Source organism: Agrobacterium sp. LY4 (genome assembly GCF_001526585.1).
Taxonomy (GTDB): Bacteria; Pseudomonadota; Alphaproteobacteria; order Rhizobiales; family Rhizobiaceae; genus Agrobacterium; species Agrobacterium leguminum.
Genome location: NZ_ASYA01000012.1, coordinates 173,658 through 188,513, shown reverse-complemented (window position 1 = coordinate 188,513; position 14,856 = coordinate 173,658). Strand labels below are relative to the sequence as shown.

The following is a 14,856-nucleotide window of genomic DNA, read 5'->3' as shown; positions in this document are numbered from 1 at the left end:
CGTGACAGGCGGCGGGCGTCTCGCCATTGTGGCCGGCAGCGGCCAGCTGCCGCTCTATGTGGCGGCCGCCGCCCGTGAGATGGGCGAGAACCCTTTCATCGTGCGGTTGCGCGATGATTCCCGTTTCGACTGGAGCGGTTTCGACAATGCCGTCATCAGTGTCGGCGATGTCGCCGGGCTTGGCCGTCTGCTGCGCGAAAACCGGGTAGACCGTGTCGTGCTGTCCGGCGCCGTGGCGCGGCGTCCGGAATGGCGCGAGATCCGCCCCACGCTTGGCATCCTGCTCAAATTGCCGTCCATTGTGAGGACGCTGCTGTCGAGCGGCGACGACGCCGTTCTGCAGATGGTCATCAAAATCATCGGTACGCTCGGTGCAAAAGTCATCGGCGCTCACGAGATCGCCCCCGGCCTGCTGGCCGCGATAGGCCCTTTCGGCGCGCAGAAGCCTGCCGAGGATGATCTGCGCGATATACGCAAGGCGGCTGAGGCCGCGCTTGCACTCGGCAAGCTCGATGTGGGGCAGGGAGCCGTCGCCGTCGGTGGCCGTATCGTCGCGCTGGAAGGCGTTGAGGGCACGGATGCCATGCTGGCGCGCGTTGCGGCATTGCGCGCCGAAGGACGTATATCCCCGCGCCGCAGGGGTGTGCTCGTAAAGCTCTGCAAGCCGCAGCAGGATGTGCGCGCCGACCTGCCGACAATCGGTGTGGAAACGGTGGAGAATGCGCGAAAAGCCGGGCTGGCGGGCATCGCCGTCGAAGCCGGGCGGGCGCTGGTGCTCGATCGCGAGGCGATGTTGAAAGCGGCCGATGAGGCGGGCATATTCGTCTGCGGCATCGATACATCACTTGGCGGAGACATGATCGGATGACGGCGGCATTAAAAGTGGCGGTCATAGCCGGGGAAGTATCCGGCGATCTTCTGGGTGCGGATCTGATCCGCTCGCTCAAGGCCCAATATACGGGGCCTGTCGAGCTGGTGGGTGTCGGAGGCGAAGCGCTGGAAGCGCAGGGACTGGTTTCCCTGTTCGACTATTCCGAACTCTCCATCATGGGCTTTACGCAGGTTCTGAAAAAACTGCCGAAGCTCATTGCGCGGATCAACCAGACCGCTCAGGCAATCGCCGCCGCAAAGCCCGATATTCTGCTGATTATCGACAGCCCGGATTTCACCCATCGCGTTGCGAAAAAAGTCCGGCAGCAATTGCCGCATCTGCCGGTCGTCAATTACGTCTGCCCCAGCGTCTGGGCGTGGAAGGAATATCGCGCCACCGCGATGCTCTCCTATGTCGATCACGTGCTGGCTCTGCTGCCCTTCGAGCCGGAAGCCATGCGCCGTCTCGGCGGTCCGCCGACAACTTTTGTCGGTCATCGCCTCAGCGTCGACCCCGATGTGCTGGCAGTGCGCCAGAAGCGGGCGGAACGTTCCCTGCCGGCGGATGGCGAACCGAAGACCATTCTTCTCCTGCCAGGGTCGCGTTCCACTGAAACAACGCGGTTGATGGAGCCGTTTCAGGCGGCGGCGAGGGCTTTTGTCGAGCGCAACGGTCCGACGCGGTTTCTGTTGCCCACCGTGCCGCGCCAGGAAAAACGTATCCGCGAACTGGCGGCCTCATGGCCGGAGGATATCAGGCCCGAAATCGGTATCGATTCCGCTTTCAAATGGAATGCGTTTGCTGAAGCCGATGCGGCCGTCGCCGCTTCCGGCACGGTCATTCTGGAACTCGCACTCGCGGGCGTACCGACGATCTCGGTCTACAAGACGGATTGGATTTTCACCATGCTGAGCAAGCGTGTGAAGACCTGGACAGGGGCGCTGCCGAACCTGATTGCCGATTACGCCGTCGTGCCCGAATATTTCAACGAGGTGGTAAGGGCAGGCTCGATGCTGCGCTGGGCCGAGCGTCTGTCTTCCGATACCATTGAGCGGCAGGCGATGCTCGAAGGATATGCACTCGTGCAGCAGCGTTTGCACACGGATGTGCCTCCGGGCGAAACCGGCGCGCGCATTCTTCTCGATGTCCTGAAGAGCAAAGCTCGTCCCTCACAATAATCATATAGGCTCTCGCTCTCACGGGCTGCCGTCCTGCTGCCGATGCAGGCAGGCGAGGGCGCGATTTTACTGCATTTGATCGTTAGTGCGGCAAACGGCTGACCATCGGATGGCTCCCGGCCCATAAATTTCCGTCTGGCACACCTCTTGCTTTCAATCTTGTATGCAAGATAGCCATACATCAGAAAGCGCCCAGAGCGCGGTAGAAGACGCCATCATCTCCGGCATCCTTTCCGCTCGCATTCGTCCGGGCACCCGCCTCAGCGAGAACCAGCTCGCCAGCCTTTTCAGCGTGTCGCGCACGCGCATTCGCGAAGCGATGATGCGGCTGGAGACGCGCGGCATCGTCACCGTCAGCCCGCGCCGGGGCTGGTTCGTGGTGGAGCCTTCCGCCGAAGAATCCATCAAGGTCTATGAGGCGCGGCGCATCATCGAATATGGGCTCTTGCGCAATCTTTCCGGCGTCAGCGCCGAAGGCATCGCCATCCTCGCCGATCATCTCGATGAGGAGAAGGCGGCGATTGCCAAAGGCGACCGCCAGCGCCTGACCTGCCTGATGGGCGACTTCCACATTCGCATCGCTGAAATCGCCGGCAACGACATCATCGTCGAAACGCTGCGCGACCTGACGGCCAGAACCATCCTCATTTCCATGCTCTATCAGTCCGATTTCCATGCGCAGCAATCGCATGACGGACATTGCCGTATCTTCGAAGCGATCAAGGCTGCCGATTTTTATGGCGCCGCCGAACTCGCCATCCGCCATCTCGACGAAGTCGAAACCGGTCTCGATCTCACCCGCAGGCCGGATCCGCTCTACGAGCTTCGCAATTCCCTTTCACTTCAGCCTCTTTCCTCAAGCCCCAAGGAGTAATTCCCAATGATTTCCAGACGTTCATTGCTTGCCATCGCCGCGATTTCCGCAACGCTCGGCTTTTCGCCCGCAGCCTTTGCCGATGCGCTCGGTGATATCACCTCCCGCGGCACGATCCGCGTTGCCGTCCCGCAGGATTTCCCGCCATTCGGCAGCGTCGGCACGGATATGGCACCGCAGGGTTATGATATCGACGTCGCCAATCTGATCGGCGAGAAGCTGGGCGTGAAGGTCGAACTCGTGCCGGTCACCAGCGCCAACCGCGTTCCCTATCTGCAGACCAACAAGGTCGATCTCGTGATTTCGAGCCTCGGCAAAAACCCGGACCGTGAAAAGGTCATCGACTTCTCCACCGCCTATGCGCCTTTCTTCAACGGCGTGTTCGCTCCGGATTCGGTTGCCGTCACCAAGGCGGAAGATTTGTCCGGCAAGACCATCGGTGTCACCCGTGGCGCCGTCGAGGATCTGGAACTGACGAAAGTGGCGCCTGCCGATACGACCATCAAGCGTTATGAGGACAATAACGGCACGATCTCCGCCTTCCTCGCCGGCCAGGTGGAAGCCGTCGCCACGGGCAATGTCGTAGCCGCCGCCATTCTCGCCAAGAACCCACCGAAGCGTCCCGAGCTGAAGTTCCTGATCAAGAATTCGCCCTGCTATATCGGCCTGAACAAGGAACAACCGGCGTTGCTTGAAAAGGTCAACGCCATCATCGCCACCGCAAAGACCGATGGTTCCTTGAACACGATCGCGCAGAAATGGCTGAAAACCGACCTGCCTAAGGATCTCTGAGCAACCCGGCAAAATGCATGCGTCGGCCTCGCCTTGAGGTGGGACCGGCGCATGGTTTGTCCTCGCCGAAAGGAAGCATCGGGTGAAATACACATTCGATTTTGGATGGCTTCTCGACTATTATCCGCAGATCGCCAAAGGCATCGCCGTTACGCTGGAATTGATTGCCATCGGCGGCGTTCTCGGTATCGCCCTCGGCATCGTCTGCGCCTGGGTGCGCGCGCTCGGGCCCAAATGGCTGCGGCCGCCGGTCGCGACCTATGTGGAGCTCATTCGCAATACGCCATTCCTCATACAATTGTTTTTTATCTTTTTCGGCCTGCCATCGCTTGGCCTGCAATTGTCGGAGCTGACCGCCGCCAATATCGCCATGGTGGTCAATCTCGGGGCCTATAGCTGCGAAATCATCCGCGCCGGTATTCAGGCGACGCCGAAGGGACAGTTCGAGGCGGGAGCAAGCCTTGCCATGACCCGTTTCGAAACCTTCCGGCATGTGGTGCTGGTGCCGTCCCTGCAACGCATCTGGCCCGCTCTTTCATCGCAGGTGGTGATCGTCATGCTCGGCTCGTCGGTCGTCTCGCAGATCGCCGCCGAGGATTTGACCTTCGCGGCCAATTTCATCCAGTCGCGCACCTTCCGCGCCTTCGAAGCCTATATGGTCTCCACCGTCATTTATCTCGTGCTCGCCATCCTTCTCCGGCAGGTGTTGGTGATGGGCGGCAACCTCATTTTTCCGCGCAGGAGTGTCCGATGATCGAATTCTCCACCTGGGATATTCTCAGAAACCTGCTGCTCGCCACGCGCTGGACCGTGCTGCTGTCGCTCGTTTCCTTCGTCGGCGGCGGCCTGGTGGCGCTGCTTCTGCTGTTCATGCGCATTTCCCGGAAAAAATCGATGCGGGTTTTTGCGCGCTATTATGTCGAGCTTTTCCAGGGCACGCCGCTTTTGATGCAGCTCTTCATCGCCTTTTTCGGCCTCGGCCTGTTCGGCATCGATGTGCCGGCCTGGCTCGCGGCAGGTCTGACGCTGATCCTGTGGGCAGCGGCCTTCCTCACCGAAATCTGGCGCGGCTGCGTGGAATCCGTCGCCAAGGGCCAATGGGAGGCATCGGCAAGCCTTGCCATGGGACGCCTGCAGCAGATGCGTTACGTCATCCTGCCGCAGGCCATGCGGGTCGCCATTCCGCCGACCGTCGGTTTCTTCGTGCAGGTCATCAAGGGAACGGCCGTGACCTCGATCATCGGTTTCGTGGAACTGTCCAAGGCCGGCACGGTCGTCACCAACGCCACCTTCCAGCCCTTCACCGTTTATGGCCTCGTCGCCCTCATCTATTTCGCGCTGTGCTGGCCTCTGTCGAAGAGCAGCCAGATCCTCGAAAGGAAGCTCAATGTCGCTCATCGAAATCACTGAAGTCCGCAAAAGCTATGGCAGCAACGAGGTTCTGAAGGGCATCAATCTCGATGTCGAGCCGGGCGAGGTCATCGCCATCATCGGCAAGAGCGGATCGGGAAAATCGACCCTGCTTCGCTGCATCAACGGGCTGGAGACGATTTCGGCCGGTTCCATATCGGTCGCCGGCGCGCAGCTTCTCGAAGACGATCTGCATCTCAAAGCCCTGCGGTTGAAGGTCGGCATGATCTTCCAGCAGTTCAATCTTTTCCCGCACCAGACCGTCGGCGGCAACGTCATGCTGTCGCAGACCGTGGTGAAGAAGACCCCAAAGCCGGAAGCCGAAGCCGTTGCCCGCAAGATGCTGGAACGGGTCGGGCTGGCGCATAAATTCGATGCCTATCCCGACGAATTGTCCGGCGGCCAGCAGCAGCGCGTCGCCATTGCCCGTGCACTCGCCATGCAGCCGATCGCGCTGCTGTGCGATGAGATCACCTCGGCGCTCGATCCCGAACTGGTGGCGGAAGTGCTGGCCGTGGTGCGGGAACTCGCCGCCGAGGGCATGACGCTCCTGATGGTGACGCATGAAATGAAATTTGCGCGCGACGTCTGCTCCCGCGTCGTCTTCATGCATGAGGGCAGGGTGCATGAAATTGGCCCGCCGGAAGAGGTGTTCTCCAATCCCGCGACACCCGAACTCAAGCAGTTCCTGGGCGTTGCTGCACGCCATTGAGCACCGTTCGGATGCCCAACAAAAAAGGCCGGCGGGTGAAAACCTGCCGGCCTTTGATCTTATAGGGTTTCGCGGCTTAGCGCTTGGAAACCGGAACGTAGTCGCGCTTGCCGGCGCCCGTATAGAGCTGGCGCGGACGGCCGATGCGCTGCTGCGGATCTTCGATCATTTCGTTCCACTGTGCGATCCAGCCGACGGTGCGGGCAAGAGCGAAGAGAACGGTGAACATGGTCGTGGGGAAGCCGAGCGCCTTCAGCGTGATGCCCGAATAGAAGTCGACATTCGGGTAAAGCTTCTTTTCGACGAAGTAGGGGTCGGAAAGGGCGATCTTTTCCAGTTCCAGCGCGACCTGCATGATCGGATCGTCAGAGTTGCCGGTGGCTTCCAGCACTTCGTACATCGTCTTCTGCATGATCTTGGCGCGCGGGTCGTAGTTCTTGTAGACGCGGTGGCCAAAGCCCATCAGGCGGAACGGGTCGTTCTTGTCCTTGGCGCGGGCGATATATTCCGGAATACGGTCAACCGTGCCGATTTCGTTGAGCATGTTGAGCGCCGCTTCGTTGGCGCCGCCATGAGCCGGGCCCCAGAGGCAGGCAATGCCAGCCGCGATACAGGCGAAGGGGTTCGCACCCGACGAACCTGCAAGACGCACCGTGGAGGTGGAGGCGTTCTGCTCGTGATCGGCATGCAGGATGAAGATGCGGTCCATGGCGCGGGCCAGAACCGGATCGACCTTGTAATCCTCGCAGGGCACGGCAAAGCACATGTGCAGGAAGTTGGAGGCGTAATCGAGATCGTTCTTCGGGTAAACGAAGGGCTGGCCGATATGGTACTTGTAAGCCATGGCGGCGATCGTCGGCATCTTGGCGATCATGCGCAGCGAAGCGACCATGCGCTGGTGCGGATCGGTAATGTCGGTCGAGTCGTGATAGAAGGCAGAGAGAGCGCCGACCGTGCCGCACATGACGGCCATCGGATGCGCATCGCGGCGATAGCCGGTGAAGAAGCGGCTCATCTGTTCATGCACCATGGTGTGGCGCGTGACGCGGGTGTCGAAATCCTTCTTCTGAGCCGCGGTCGGCAGTTCGCCGTAAAGCAGCAGATAGCAGGTTTCCAGGAAGTCGCCCTGTTCGGCGAGCTGCTCGATGGGGAAACCACGATGCAGGAGAACGCCTTCGTCACCGTCGATATAGGTGATCTTGGATTCGCAGGAGGCCGTCGACGTGAAACCCGGGTCGTAAGTGAAAGAGCCCGTGTGCTTGTACAGCGTGGCGATATCGACGACGCTTGGTCCGATCGTGCCTTCCCTGACCGGGAGTTCGACCTGCTTTTCGCCAAGTGTCACTGTAGCGCTTTTTTCCGTCATACTGATCCTCCGAAAACATGCGGGTGGGGGCGTTGAGACACGCCCCGCGGTTAAGCGTCTACCGATTAGCTATATGATCCTTGCGCAGATGCCAAGCTATCCAAAGGTCAAATTGTGCATTGCGGCAAACGCAATCGCTCTGCTCTCGTCTTTCCCGGCGATGGCAATTCAATCTCAGTCAACGCAGGGTTAAAGGAAAGGATTGCAATCCCTCGCATCCGCCTGCAAACCTGTTCCCGGTGCGGCAGGGGCGCGGCGCGGATTGCTCGGTCAAGGGGAAAAACAGCATTTCAGATATGCCGAAACGATGCAGGGCGATTTGCCCGGCACGACGGAAATCCTTTATCCACTTCGCAGAACCGGCGATGTCGCGGCATATGACACGCCCGCCCTTGTCGGCAAGCCGAACCTGCGAGCTGTCGCCTCTCAAAAAATCGCCGTATGCTTCGCCGAGGAGCGCGCATTCGGCCACGACTTTCTTTTCGTTCCGGTTTTCATCGGCTGCGGTGCGATCCTCTGGTTTTCTCTCAATACCTCGCCTTCATTCTCCGTTCTGGCGATTACATGTTTCATCGCCGCCGGCCTGGCGTTCTTCGCGAAATATCGCTCGGGCTTCGCAGCGACGGCCTGCGGCCTTTTCGCGCTGCTTTTGCTGGGCATGCTTTTCGCCGGGGTCGAAACATGGCGTGCGGGAACGGTGGTGCTGGATACGCCCGTCACCACCACCATTACCGGCACGGTGACCCGCCGGGAGGTGGATGCACGCGGGGACTGGCGATATGTGGTGCAACTCACCGCAACGGAAGCGCCTGCATTGTCACGCCCGCCGGAGAAGGTCTCGCTCCTGTTACGTGGGGGAGGCGAGCCCGCCGCGCTCGGCGCGACCATTCGTGGCAAGGCGCGGCTTTCGCCGCCATCCGGCCCGGCCTTGCCGGGACTTAACGATTTCGCCTTCGCCTCCTATTTCAGGGGCATAGGCGCGACCGGATTCTTCTATAAGCCGCCACAGACGGTCGCTTCACCCGGCATCGACGCGAAGACCGACTGGCTGGAATGGGCCGACATGCGGCTCTATGGCCTTCGCACCGCCATTGCCGAGCGCATCCGCAACACCATCGGCGGCGATGCCGGCGCCTTTGCCGCCTCCATCGTCACCGATGAGAGACAGGCCATATCCGCCGAAACGATGGAAGCGTTGCGGCTTTCCGGCCTTGCCCATATCGTCGCCATATCCGGCCTCAACATGGCGCTGGCGTCGGGCATATTCTTCGTCGGGCTGAGGCTTGCCTTCAGCCTTTTTCCGGCATTTGCGCAGCGTTGGCCCGTGAAGAAGATTTCGGCTTTCACCGCACTCTTGATGACGCTTGCCTATTATCTGATTTCAGGTTTCGCCGTTTCGGCAGAGCGAGCCTGGCTGATGATGTCGGTGATGCTGATCGCGGTGCTGTTCGATCAACCCTCGCTCAGTCTCAGGAATGTCGCGCTTTCCGCTTTGGTCATTCTCGCTTTTTCCCCCTCGGAAATCATGGGCCCGAGCTTTCAGATGTCTTTTGCCGCGACCATCGCGCTTGTCGCCTCCTATGCCGCCTGGAGCCGCTGGCGTATCGATCGCGAGCGTCTGTTTATCGCGCGCAAACCGGCATGGATGACGGTGGCGCAAACGGCGGGCGCCATTATTGGCGGTGTCATAACAACCTCGCTGATCGGCGGTCTTTCGACGGCGATCTATTCGGTCGAGCATTTTCAGCGTGTCACCACCTATGGACTTTTCGCCAATCTGGCCGCCATGCCGCTGATGTCGCTGATCGTCATGCCTTTCGGCCTTGTCGCCATGCTGCTGATGCCTTTCGGGCTAGACGCACCATTCCTGAAGGTCATGGGATACGGCATGGCCCTCGTCATCGAGGTTGCGCAGGAGGTGGCGTCCTGGGGCGGAAGCGCTGCGACGGGCCGGCCGCACGGGTGGTTTCTGGGGCTCGCCTCGGCTGGTTTTCTGCTGCTGACATTGCTGCGCAGCCGGCTTGCGCTTCTGGGGATGCCGATTCTGTTCCTCGCCTTCGGCCTGTCGTCCGCCACGGCCTATCGCGATCCGCCCGATTTGCTTGTTCATGAGGATGGCGAGCTGGTGGCGCTGCTGGAAGACGGCAAAGCCTACACGACGAAGGTTCAGCCGCAGGGTTTCGTTTATGGCCAATGGCAAAGGGCGCTGCTTTTGCCGGAACAGCCTGTGCCGCCGGTCTTTCTAAAGACCGAGACCACGGCAAAAACCGTGGCTTTGGCCCCGAAGGCGAAGCTTGATCCGCAAGAGATGAGCGCGGTTGCACGGCAGATGACAGCGGCCCTGAGAGACGCCGAGCCCGGTGTTTTCACTTGCAGCAAAGGCATATGGTGCGTTGCGCGCGCGGGAAGCGGCGAATGGATCATCGTTCTGGAAGATGGCCGCTTTGCCGGAAAGGCTTGCGATATTGCCGATATCGTTATCGTCTCCCGCAGAACGTCCTTTTCCCAATGCCGCTCGGGCGCACTTCTGCTGAACCGCGATATCCTGCGGCGGATCGGTTCGCTGGAAATGGACTTCGCCGGCAGCGATCAGGCAGGGGTAGTCGGCAGGCTGCGCGCGGCAATCGCCGGAATGGACAGGCCCTGGAGCGAACATCGCTATTACGACTGGAAAAGCGGCCGTTTCGATCGCGACGTGCCCGATCCCATCATGCGGCTGCTGGCGGCATCGCAATAAAGTGCCGCCAGCATGGACCGTCAGGCCTTGATGCGCAGATCCGCGGTCAATTCGCCGATCCCGCTAATTTCCTCTTCATGCGCCGCATCGCGCCAGACTTCCTTCAGCCCGGCCTCGTACCATTCGCGCATGGCGGGAAGGGTGAGCAGCCGGTCGCAATAGGCTCTCGCCGCGGGCGAAAGTTCCGCGCCATAAGTCTGGAAACGAAATGCCACCGGGCAGAAGAAGGCATCGACCGCCGTGAATTTCTGGCCGGCAAGAAAAGGCCCGCCGAATTTCGCGAGACCTTCGCTCCACAACACATCAATGCGCTTTATATCGGCCGCAAGCCCGGCATCGCCACCCTTCGGTCTTACGCGAATGCCGACCGACATGGGGTAGAGATTGCGCAGCGAGGAAAAGCCCGCATGCATTTCGCTCGCCGCCGACCGTGACCAGGCCCTTGCCTGCTTGTCGCTCGCCCAGACGCCCTGATGTCTTTCCGCCAGATATTCGGCGATCGACAGCGATTCCCAAACCGTCACGCCCTCATCGACAAGGCAGGGCACCTTGCCGGTCGGCGAGAAGGTGGAGAAGGAAACGCCTTCGCCGAAGGGAACGAGTTTTTCATCGAAGGCGATGCCGAGCGTGCGCATCAATACCCAAGGCCGCAGCGACCATGAGGAATAGTTCTTGTTGGCGATATAAAGATCGTACATGACGTGTTTCCCCGATATGACGCGCATTTCTATACCGGCGGATGGCCCTTGGAATATTGCAAATAATCCATGGCTCCCATAAGCCGCGTTGATGAATGGGAAGTTGAGGGCAGGGAGAAGGAGGTATATCCAAGTCACCGCCCGGAGATGAGGAGAAACACCCCCTCTCTTTACTTCCGCAGGGCCGCATTGTTCCAGGGAACAAGCCAACATGCCTCAAAGGGAGCGCCATCATTTCGATGACGCCCCTAGCGAAAAAAGGCGGGTTGCCAATTAATGGTAACGGCGGATCAGTCCAACCAGCTTGCCCTGGATTTTCACCCGGTCCGGTCCGAAAATGCGGGTCTCATAGGCGGGATTGGCCGCTTCCAGAGCGATGGAGGCTCCCTTGCGGCGGAAACGCTTCAGGGTCGCTTCTTCATCATCCACCAGTGCTACGACGATATCGCCCGGATTGGCCGTATTGCCGTTGCGAATGATGACGGTATCGCCATCAAAAATGCCGGCCTCGATCATCGAGTCGCCCTTGACCTCAAGAGCGTAATGTTCGCCCGAACCGAGCATGTCGACCGGCACGGCCACATCATGGGTGTTGTTCTGGATGGCGGAAATCGGCACACCGGCGGCGATGCGGCCCATGACCGGCACGGTGACCGCGCCACCGAGATCATTGGCCGGCGCCTTGGGGGCAGGGGCCGGTTCCGGCGTCTTCGGCTTGCCGAGGCTGCCTTCGATGACGCTCGGCGAGAAACCGCGCTGCGGCCTTGCACCCGGAGCATAGGCCTCAGGCAATTTGATCACTTCCAGCGCCCGCGCCCTGTTAGGTAGCCGGCGAATGAAGCCGCGCTCTTCGAGTGCGGTGATCAGCCTGTGGATGCCGGATTTGGAGGCAAGATCGAGTGCGTCCTTCATTTCATCGAAGGAGGGCGGCACGCCGGACTCTTTCATTCTTTCATGAATGAAGAGAAGCAATTCCTGCTGTTTGCGCGTGAGCATGAGGAAAACACCCTTGAGAATCGTCGTTGAAGTCGCGAAACAAATACAGAACGAACACTATATGTTCCATATGTGTTCCGCAATCCCCTAAAATTTCGTGAAGGGTGCATCGCAGATCGTGATTTGATCGTCGAAACCATGAACAAAGCAGATTTAACGATGTATGCCGCATCTTGAATACCAGAAACCACCGACCGGGGAGACCCGGCCGGTGGTTTCTGGCTGCCGATTTGCTACGCGCCGAACGTCAGTAGATCGTGAGCGCAGGAATGAAGCTGACCGCGATAAGGAGCAGCATCGCCATGGTGAAGAACGGCCACAATTCCCTCGTCGTTGCGCCGAGCGGCGCTCTGGCTATGGAGGACGAGATGAAGAGCGTGGTGCCGATCGGTGGCGTATAGAGCCCGATACCGAGATTGATCACCATCATCATGCCGAGCTGCACCCGGTCGAGCCCGATCATATCCGCAAGCGGCACGAAGATCGGTCCGAGCAGCAGGATCGACGGCGGCAGATCGAGCGGCATGCCGATGATCAGCATCAGGATATTCATCATGAGAATAATCAGGATCGGGTTGGAGATATTCTCCGCGACCCAGGTGGCGAAATGCTGGGGCGCCTGATCGAAGGTAAGCACCCAGCCCACCGCCGCGCTGCCCATGATGACGAGCATGACGACGCCGGTTGCGGAGCCGGCCTCGACGAAATTGTCGCAGAAACGCTTCCATGTCAGATCGCGATAGAAGAAGATGCTGAGCACGAGCGAATAAACGACGGAAAGAACGGCCACTTCGGTCGGCGTTGCAAAGCCGAAGCGGAGGCCGAGGATGATCAGGATCGGCAGAAGGATCGCCGGCAGGCTGCGGAATGCAAGTAGTGCCAGATCGCGCTTGCGGATGCGTTCGTCACGCACCGCATAGCCCCGCCGCACGGCAATGGCCCAGCAGACGAAGATGAAACCGACGGCCATGAGCAGGCCCGGCAGAATGCCGGCGATGAACAGATTGGCGATGCTGACGCCGCTGACCAGCGAATAGAGGATCATCGGGATCGACGGCGGAATGAGCACGTCGATGACAGCCGAGGTGGCATTGTTGGCCGCACAAAGGGGAGCGGGGTAGCCCTGGCGCTTTTGCCATGGAATGAGCACCGAGCCGAGTGCGCTCGCATTGGCGACCGCCGAGCCGGAAACGCCGCCGAACACGACCGACGAAATGACGGCGGTGGAAAGCGGGCCGCCGCGCCAGCGCTGCATGGCCTTGGAGGCGAGTTCGAGAAGCTGGGTTCCGAGTTTGCCGCCGAGCATTAGCGTTCCCGCGAGCATGAAGAACGGCAGCGCCAGCATCGGGAAAGATTGCGTCTGGTCGTAAACCTGCTGCGCCACGAGCGAAAGCGGCACATAACCGTTCCACAGCACGGCGACGCCGGCAGAGATGATCAGCGCATAGCCGACCGGAACCGCAATCATCATGAGGATACAAAATGCAATGATCATCACGATGGTCATAGCGGCATCTCCTCGGTTGCACCGTGCGGGCGGGCATGCCAGCCGCCGGAGAGAATGCGCAGGCTCGCGGTTGCGGTCGTGACCGAGACCAATGCCGCGCCGAAGGCGATGGAATAATATCCGATGCTGTTGGGCAGCTGCAGCACAGGGCTGATTTCCGCGCCGGCGATCTCGGCGACGACAAGCGCCTGCTGCGCGAGAATGACGAAACTTGCGACCGTCACGAGATTGGCGAACAGCAGAACCGCCACCTTGCCGCGTTCGTCGAACTTGTCATAAATCCATTCCACCGCCATATGCGCGCCGCTCTGCGCGGCAAGGGTAATGCCGGCGACGATGAACCATGGAAACAGCATGGTCGGCAGTTCTTCCGCAAAATCCAGCCCGCCGGATGTCGATAGATAGCGGACGATGACGTTTGCGGTCATAATGACCGTGAGCAGAATGCCGGTTGCCACGATGATGATGCGGCAGAGGATGGCGATGAAACTGTCAACGCGATTGGCGGCGGACAAGGCTCCTTCGAGCATTGGCGCATCTCCTGAAAACTGAAACCGTATGAATGTCGGCGTGAGCGAGGCTCCCGCCGATCCTGTCAGTGGACATGAAGGCGAGGCCGGGCGGCATGAACCGGCCCGGCATCCTGATCGTCAGCCCTTGGCAGCCTTTTCCAGCTCGGCGACGAAATCGCCGAAGGGCTTCTGCTTCCATGTCTCCAGCACCTGCGCGGTCGCTTTCGCGAAAGCGGCGTGGTCGATGTCTTCCACCACCTCGATGGCGGCATTGGCCTTGAAGGCGGCCAGAGACGCGCTTGCCTTTTCCGCTGAGAGTTTGCGCTGAAGCGCGCCTGCCTCCTTCGCAGCCGCCTTTACCGCCTCGAAATCCTTGCCCAACCGCCCTTCGGCGAATTTGGACATCAGGAACGGGGTGGATTCCCATTTATGGGCGGTGAGGCTGATATGTTTGTTGACCTCGTAAAGCTTGGAGCTTTCGATATTCACCAGCGGATTTTCCTGCCCGTCCACCACGCCCTGCTGAAGCGCGATGTAGAGTTCGCCAAACGCGATCTGAACCGTCGCCGCATCCAGCGCCTTGAAAATATCCATGGTCATCGGGTCGGCGGGGGTACGGATTTTCAGGCCCGCGACGTCCTGCGGCTTGGTGATGGCGTGTTTGGAATTGGAGACATGGCGGATGCCGTTGTCCCACCAGTCGAGCGGCACGATGCCGACCTTCTGGAAGCGCGCATCGAGCGATGCGCCGACATCGCCCTCGAGCACCTTGATCGCCTGATCGGCGTTGCTGAACAGAAAGGGTAGGCCGAGTGCCGCAAGTTCAGGAACAACGCTCGAAACCGGACCCTGGCTGTTGGCGGTGAAATCCAGCGCTCCGGTGCGCAGGCTGGTCAGCATGGCGGCGTCGCTGCCAAGCGTTTCCGAACCGGCGACGTTGATCGCCACGCGGCCTTCGGTTTTCTGGGCAACGAGTTCCGCGAATTTCGCGGCCGCGAGCGTGCGCGGATTGCCCGGCGCAGCCCCATGGCCGAGCGTCAGCGTCGTGGCGGCCCGGGCGTTGCGGGCTGTCGTCAGAATGGCCGGCGCCGCCAGTGCCAGTCCGGTACCGGTCAGGAACATACGCCTGTTGATGGAAATACTCATTTTTCTCCTCCCTGGATTTAAATACCCTCGGCGTTGTCCGAACACGCGGATAACGCG

The 14,856-nt window shown here is 60.2% G+C and carries 14 protein-coding genes; 8 read left to right on the top strand and 6 right to left on the bottom strand.

Annotated features, from left to right (window positions below):
• Position 1 precedes the first annotated feature (1 nt).
• The 7 genes from L904_RS11870 (at position 2) to L904_RS11840 (ending at position 5,837) form a co-directional block, all read left to right on the top strand.
• Positions 2-868: an LpxI family protein gene (locus tag L904_RS11870; RefSeq protein WP_035261709.1), complete on the top strand. Its 867-nt coding sequence runs from the start codon at positions 2-4 to the stop codon at positions 866-868.
• Positions 865-2,049: a lipid-A-disaccharide synthase gene (gene lpxB / locus L904_RS11865; protein WP_035261712.1), complete on the top strand. Its 1,185-nt coding sequence runs from the start codon at positions 865-867 to the stop codon at positions 2,047-2,049. Before L904_RS11870 ends, lpxB begins: the two co-directional genes overlap by 4 nt.
• Before the next feature lie 163 nt (positions 2,050-2,212).
• Positions 2,213-2,923, top strand: a complete 711-nt coding sequence (locus tag L904_RS11860) for a GntR family transcriptional regulator (RefSeq protein WP_035261715.1) — start codon at positions 2,213-2,215, stop codon at positions 2,921-2,923.
• A 6-nt stretch (positions 2,924-2,929) separates the two neighbouring features.
• Positions 2,930-3,715 (top strand): transporter substrate-binding domain-containing protein, encoded by a 786-nt coding sequence (locus tag L904_RS11855; RefSeq protein WP_035261717.1) that lies wholly within the window; start codon positions 2,930-2,932, stop codon positions 3,713-3,715.
• An 82-nt stretch (positions 3,716-3,797) separates the two neighbouring features.
• Entirely contained in the window at positions 3,798-4,469 is a 672-nt protein-coding gene (locus L904_RS11850; protein ID WP_035261720.1) for an amino acid ABC transporter permease, read from the top strand.
• Complete coding sequence (locus tag L904_RS11845; protein ID WP_035261725.1) at positions 4,466-5,125, top strand: amino acid ABC transporter permease; 660 nt, start codon at positions 4,466-4,468, stop codon at positions 5,123-5,125. Before L904_RS11850 ends, L904_RS11845 begins: the two co-directional genes overlap by 4 nt.
• Entirely contained in the window at positions 5,103-5,837 is a 735-nt protein-coding gene (locus L904_RS11840; protein WP_035217484.1) for an amino acid ABC transporter ATP-binding protein, read from the top strand. Before L904_RS11845 ends, L904_RS11840 begins: the two co-directional genes overlap by 23 nt.
• Before the next feature lie 76 nt (positions 5,838-5,913).
• Here L904_RS11840 and gltA read toward each other — a convergent pair whose 3' ends face one another.
• Complete coding sequence (gene gltA / locus L904_RS11835) at positions 5,914-7,203, bottom strand: citrate synthase (RefSeq protein WP_003502585.1); 1,290 nt, start codon at positions 7,201-7,203, stop codon at positions 5,914-5,916.
• 307 nt (positions 7,204-7,510) lie between these two features.
• Between gltA and L904_RS11830 the strand changes: the two genes are divergently transcribed.
• Entirely contained in the window at positions 7,511-9,940 is a 2,430-nt protein-coding gene (locus tag L904_RS11830; protein WP_035261741.1) for a ComEC/Rec2 family competence protein, read from the top strand.
• Positions 9,941-9,960: 20 nt separating this feature from the next.
• On the opposite strand, the gene L904_RS11825 is transcribed toward L904_RS11830, so the two are convergent.
• From L904_RS11825 to L904_RS11805, 5 genes are all read right to left on the bottom strand, one after another.
• Entirely contained in the window at positions 9,961-10,638 is a 678-nt protein-coding gene (locus L904_RS11825) for a glutathione S-transferase family protein (RefSeq protein ID WP_035261728.1), read from the bottom strand.
• A 273-nt stretch (positions 10,639-10,911) separates the two neighbouring features.
• Positions 10,912-11,634, bottom strand: coding sequence for a transcriptional repressor LexA (gene lexA, locus L904_RS11820; RefSeq protein ID WP_035261730.1), 723 nt, complete (start codon positions 11,632-11,634; stop codon positions 10,912-10,914).
• A 247-nt stretch (positions 11,635-11,881) separates the two neighbouring features.
• Positions 11,882-13,141, bottom strand: coding sequence for a TRAP transporter large permease subunit (locus L904_RS11815; RefSeq protein WP_035261732.1), 1,260 nt, complete (start codon positions 13,139-13,141; stop codon positions 11,882-11,884).
• On the bottom strand, positions 13,138-13,671 hold the full coding sequence (locus L904_RS11810; RefSeq protein WP_035261735.1) for a TRAP transporter small permease: 534 nt from the start codon (positions 13,669-13,671) through the stop codon (positions 13,138-13,140). Before L904_RS11810 ends, L904_RS11815 begins: the two co-directional genes overlap by 4 nt.
• 120 nt (positions 13,672-13,791) lie before the next feature.
• Positions 13,792-14,799 carry a TRAP transporter substrate-binding protein gene (locus L904_RS11805; protein ID WP_059752824.1) on the bottom strand — a complete coding sequence of 336 codons (1,008 nt, stop codon included), beginning with the start codon at positions 14,797-14,799 and terminating at the stop codon, positions 13,792-13,794.
• Between the last annotated feature and the right edge of the window lie 57 nt (positions 14,800-14,856).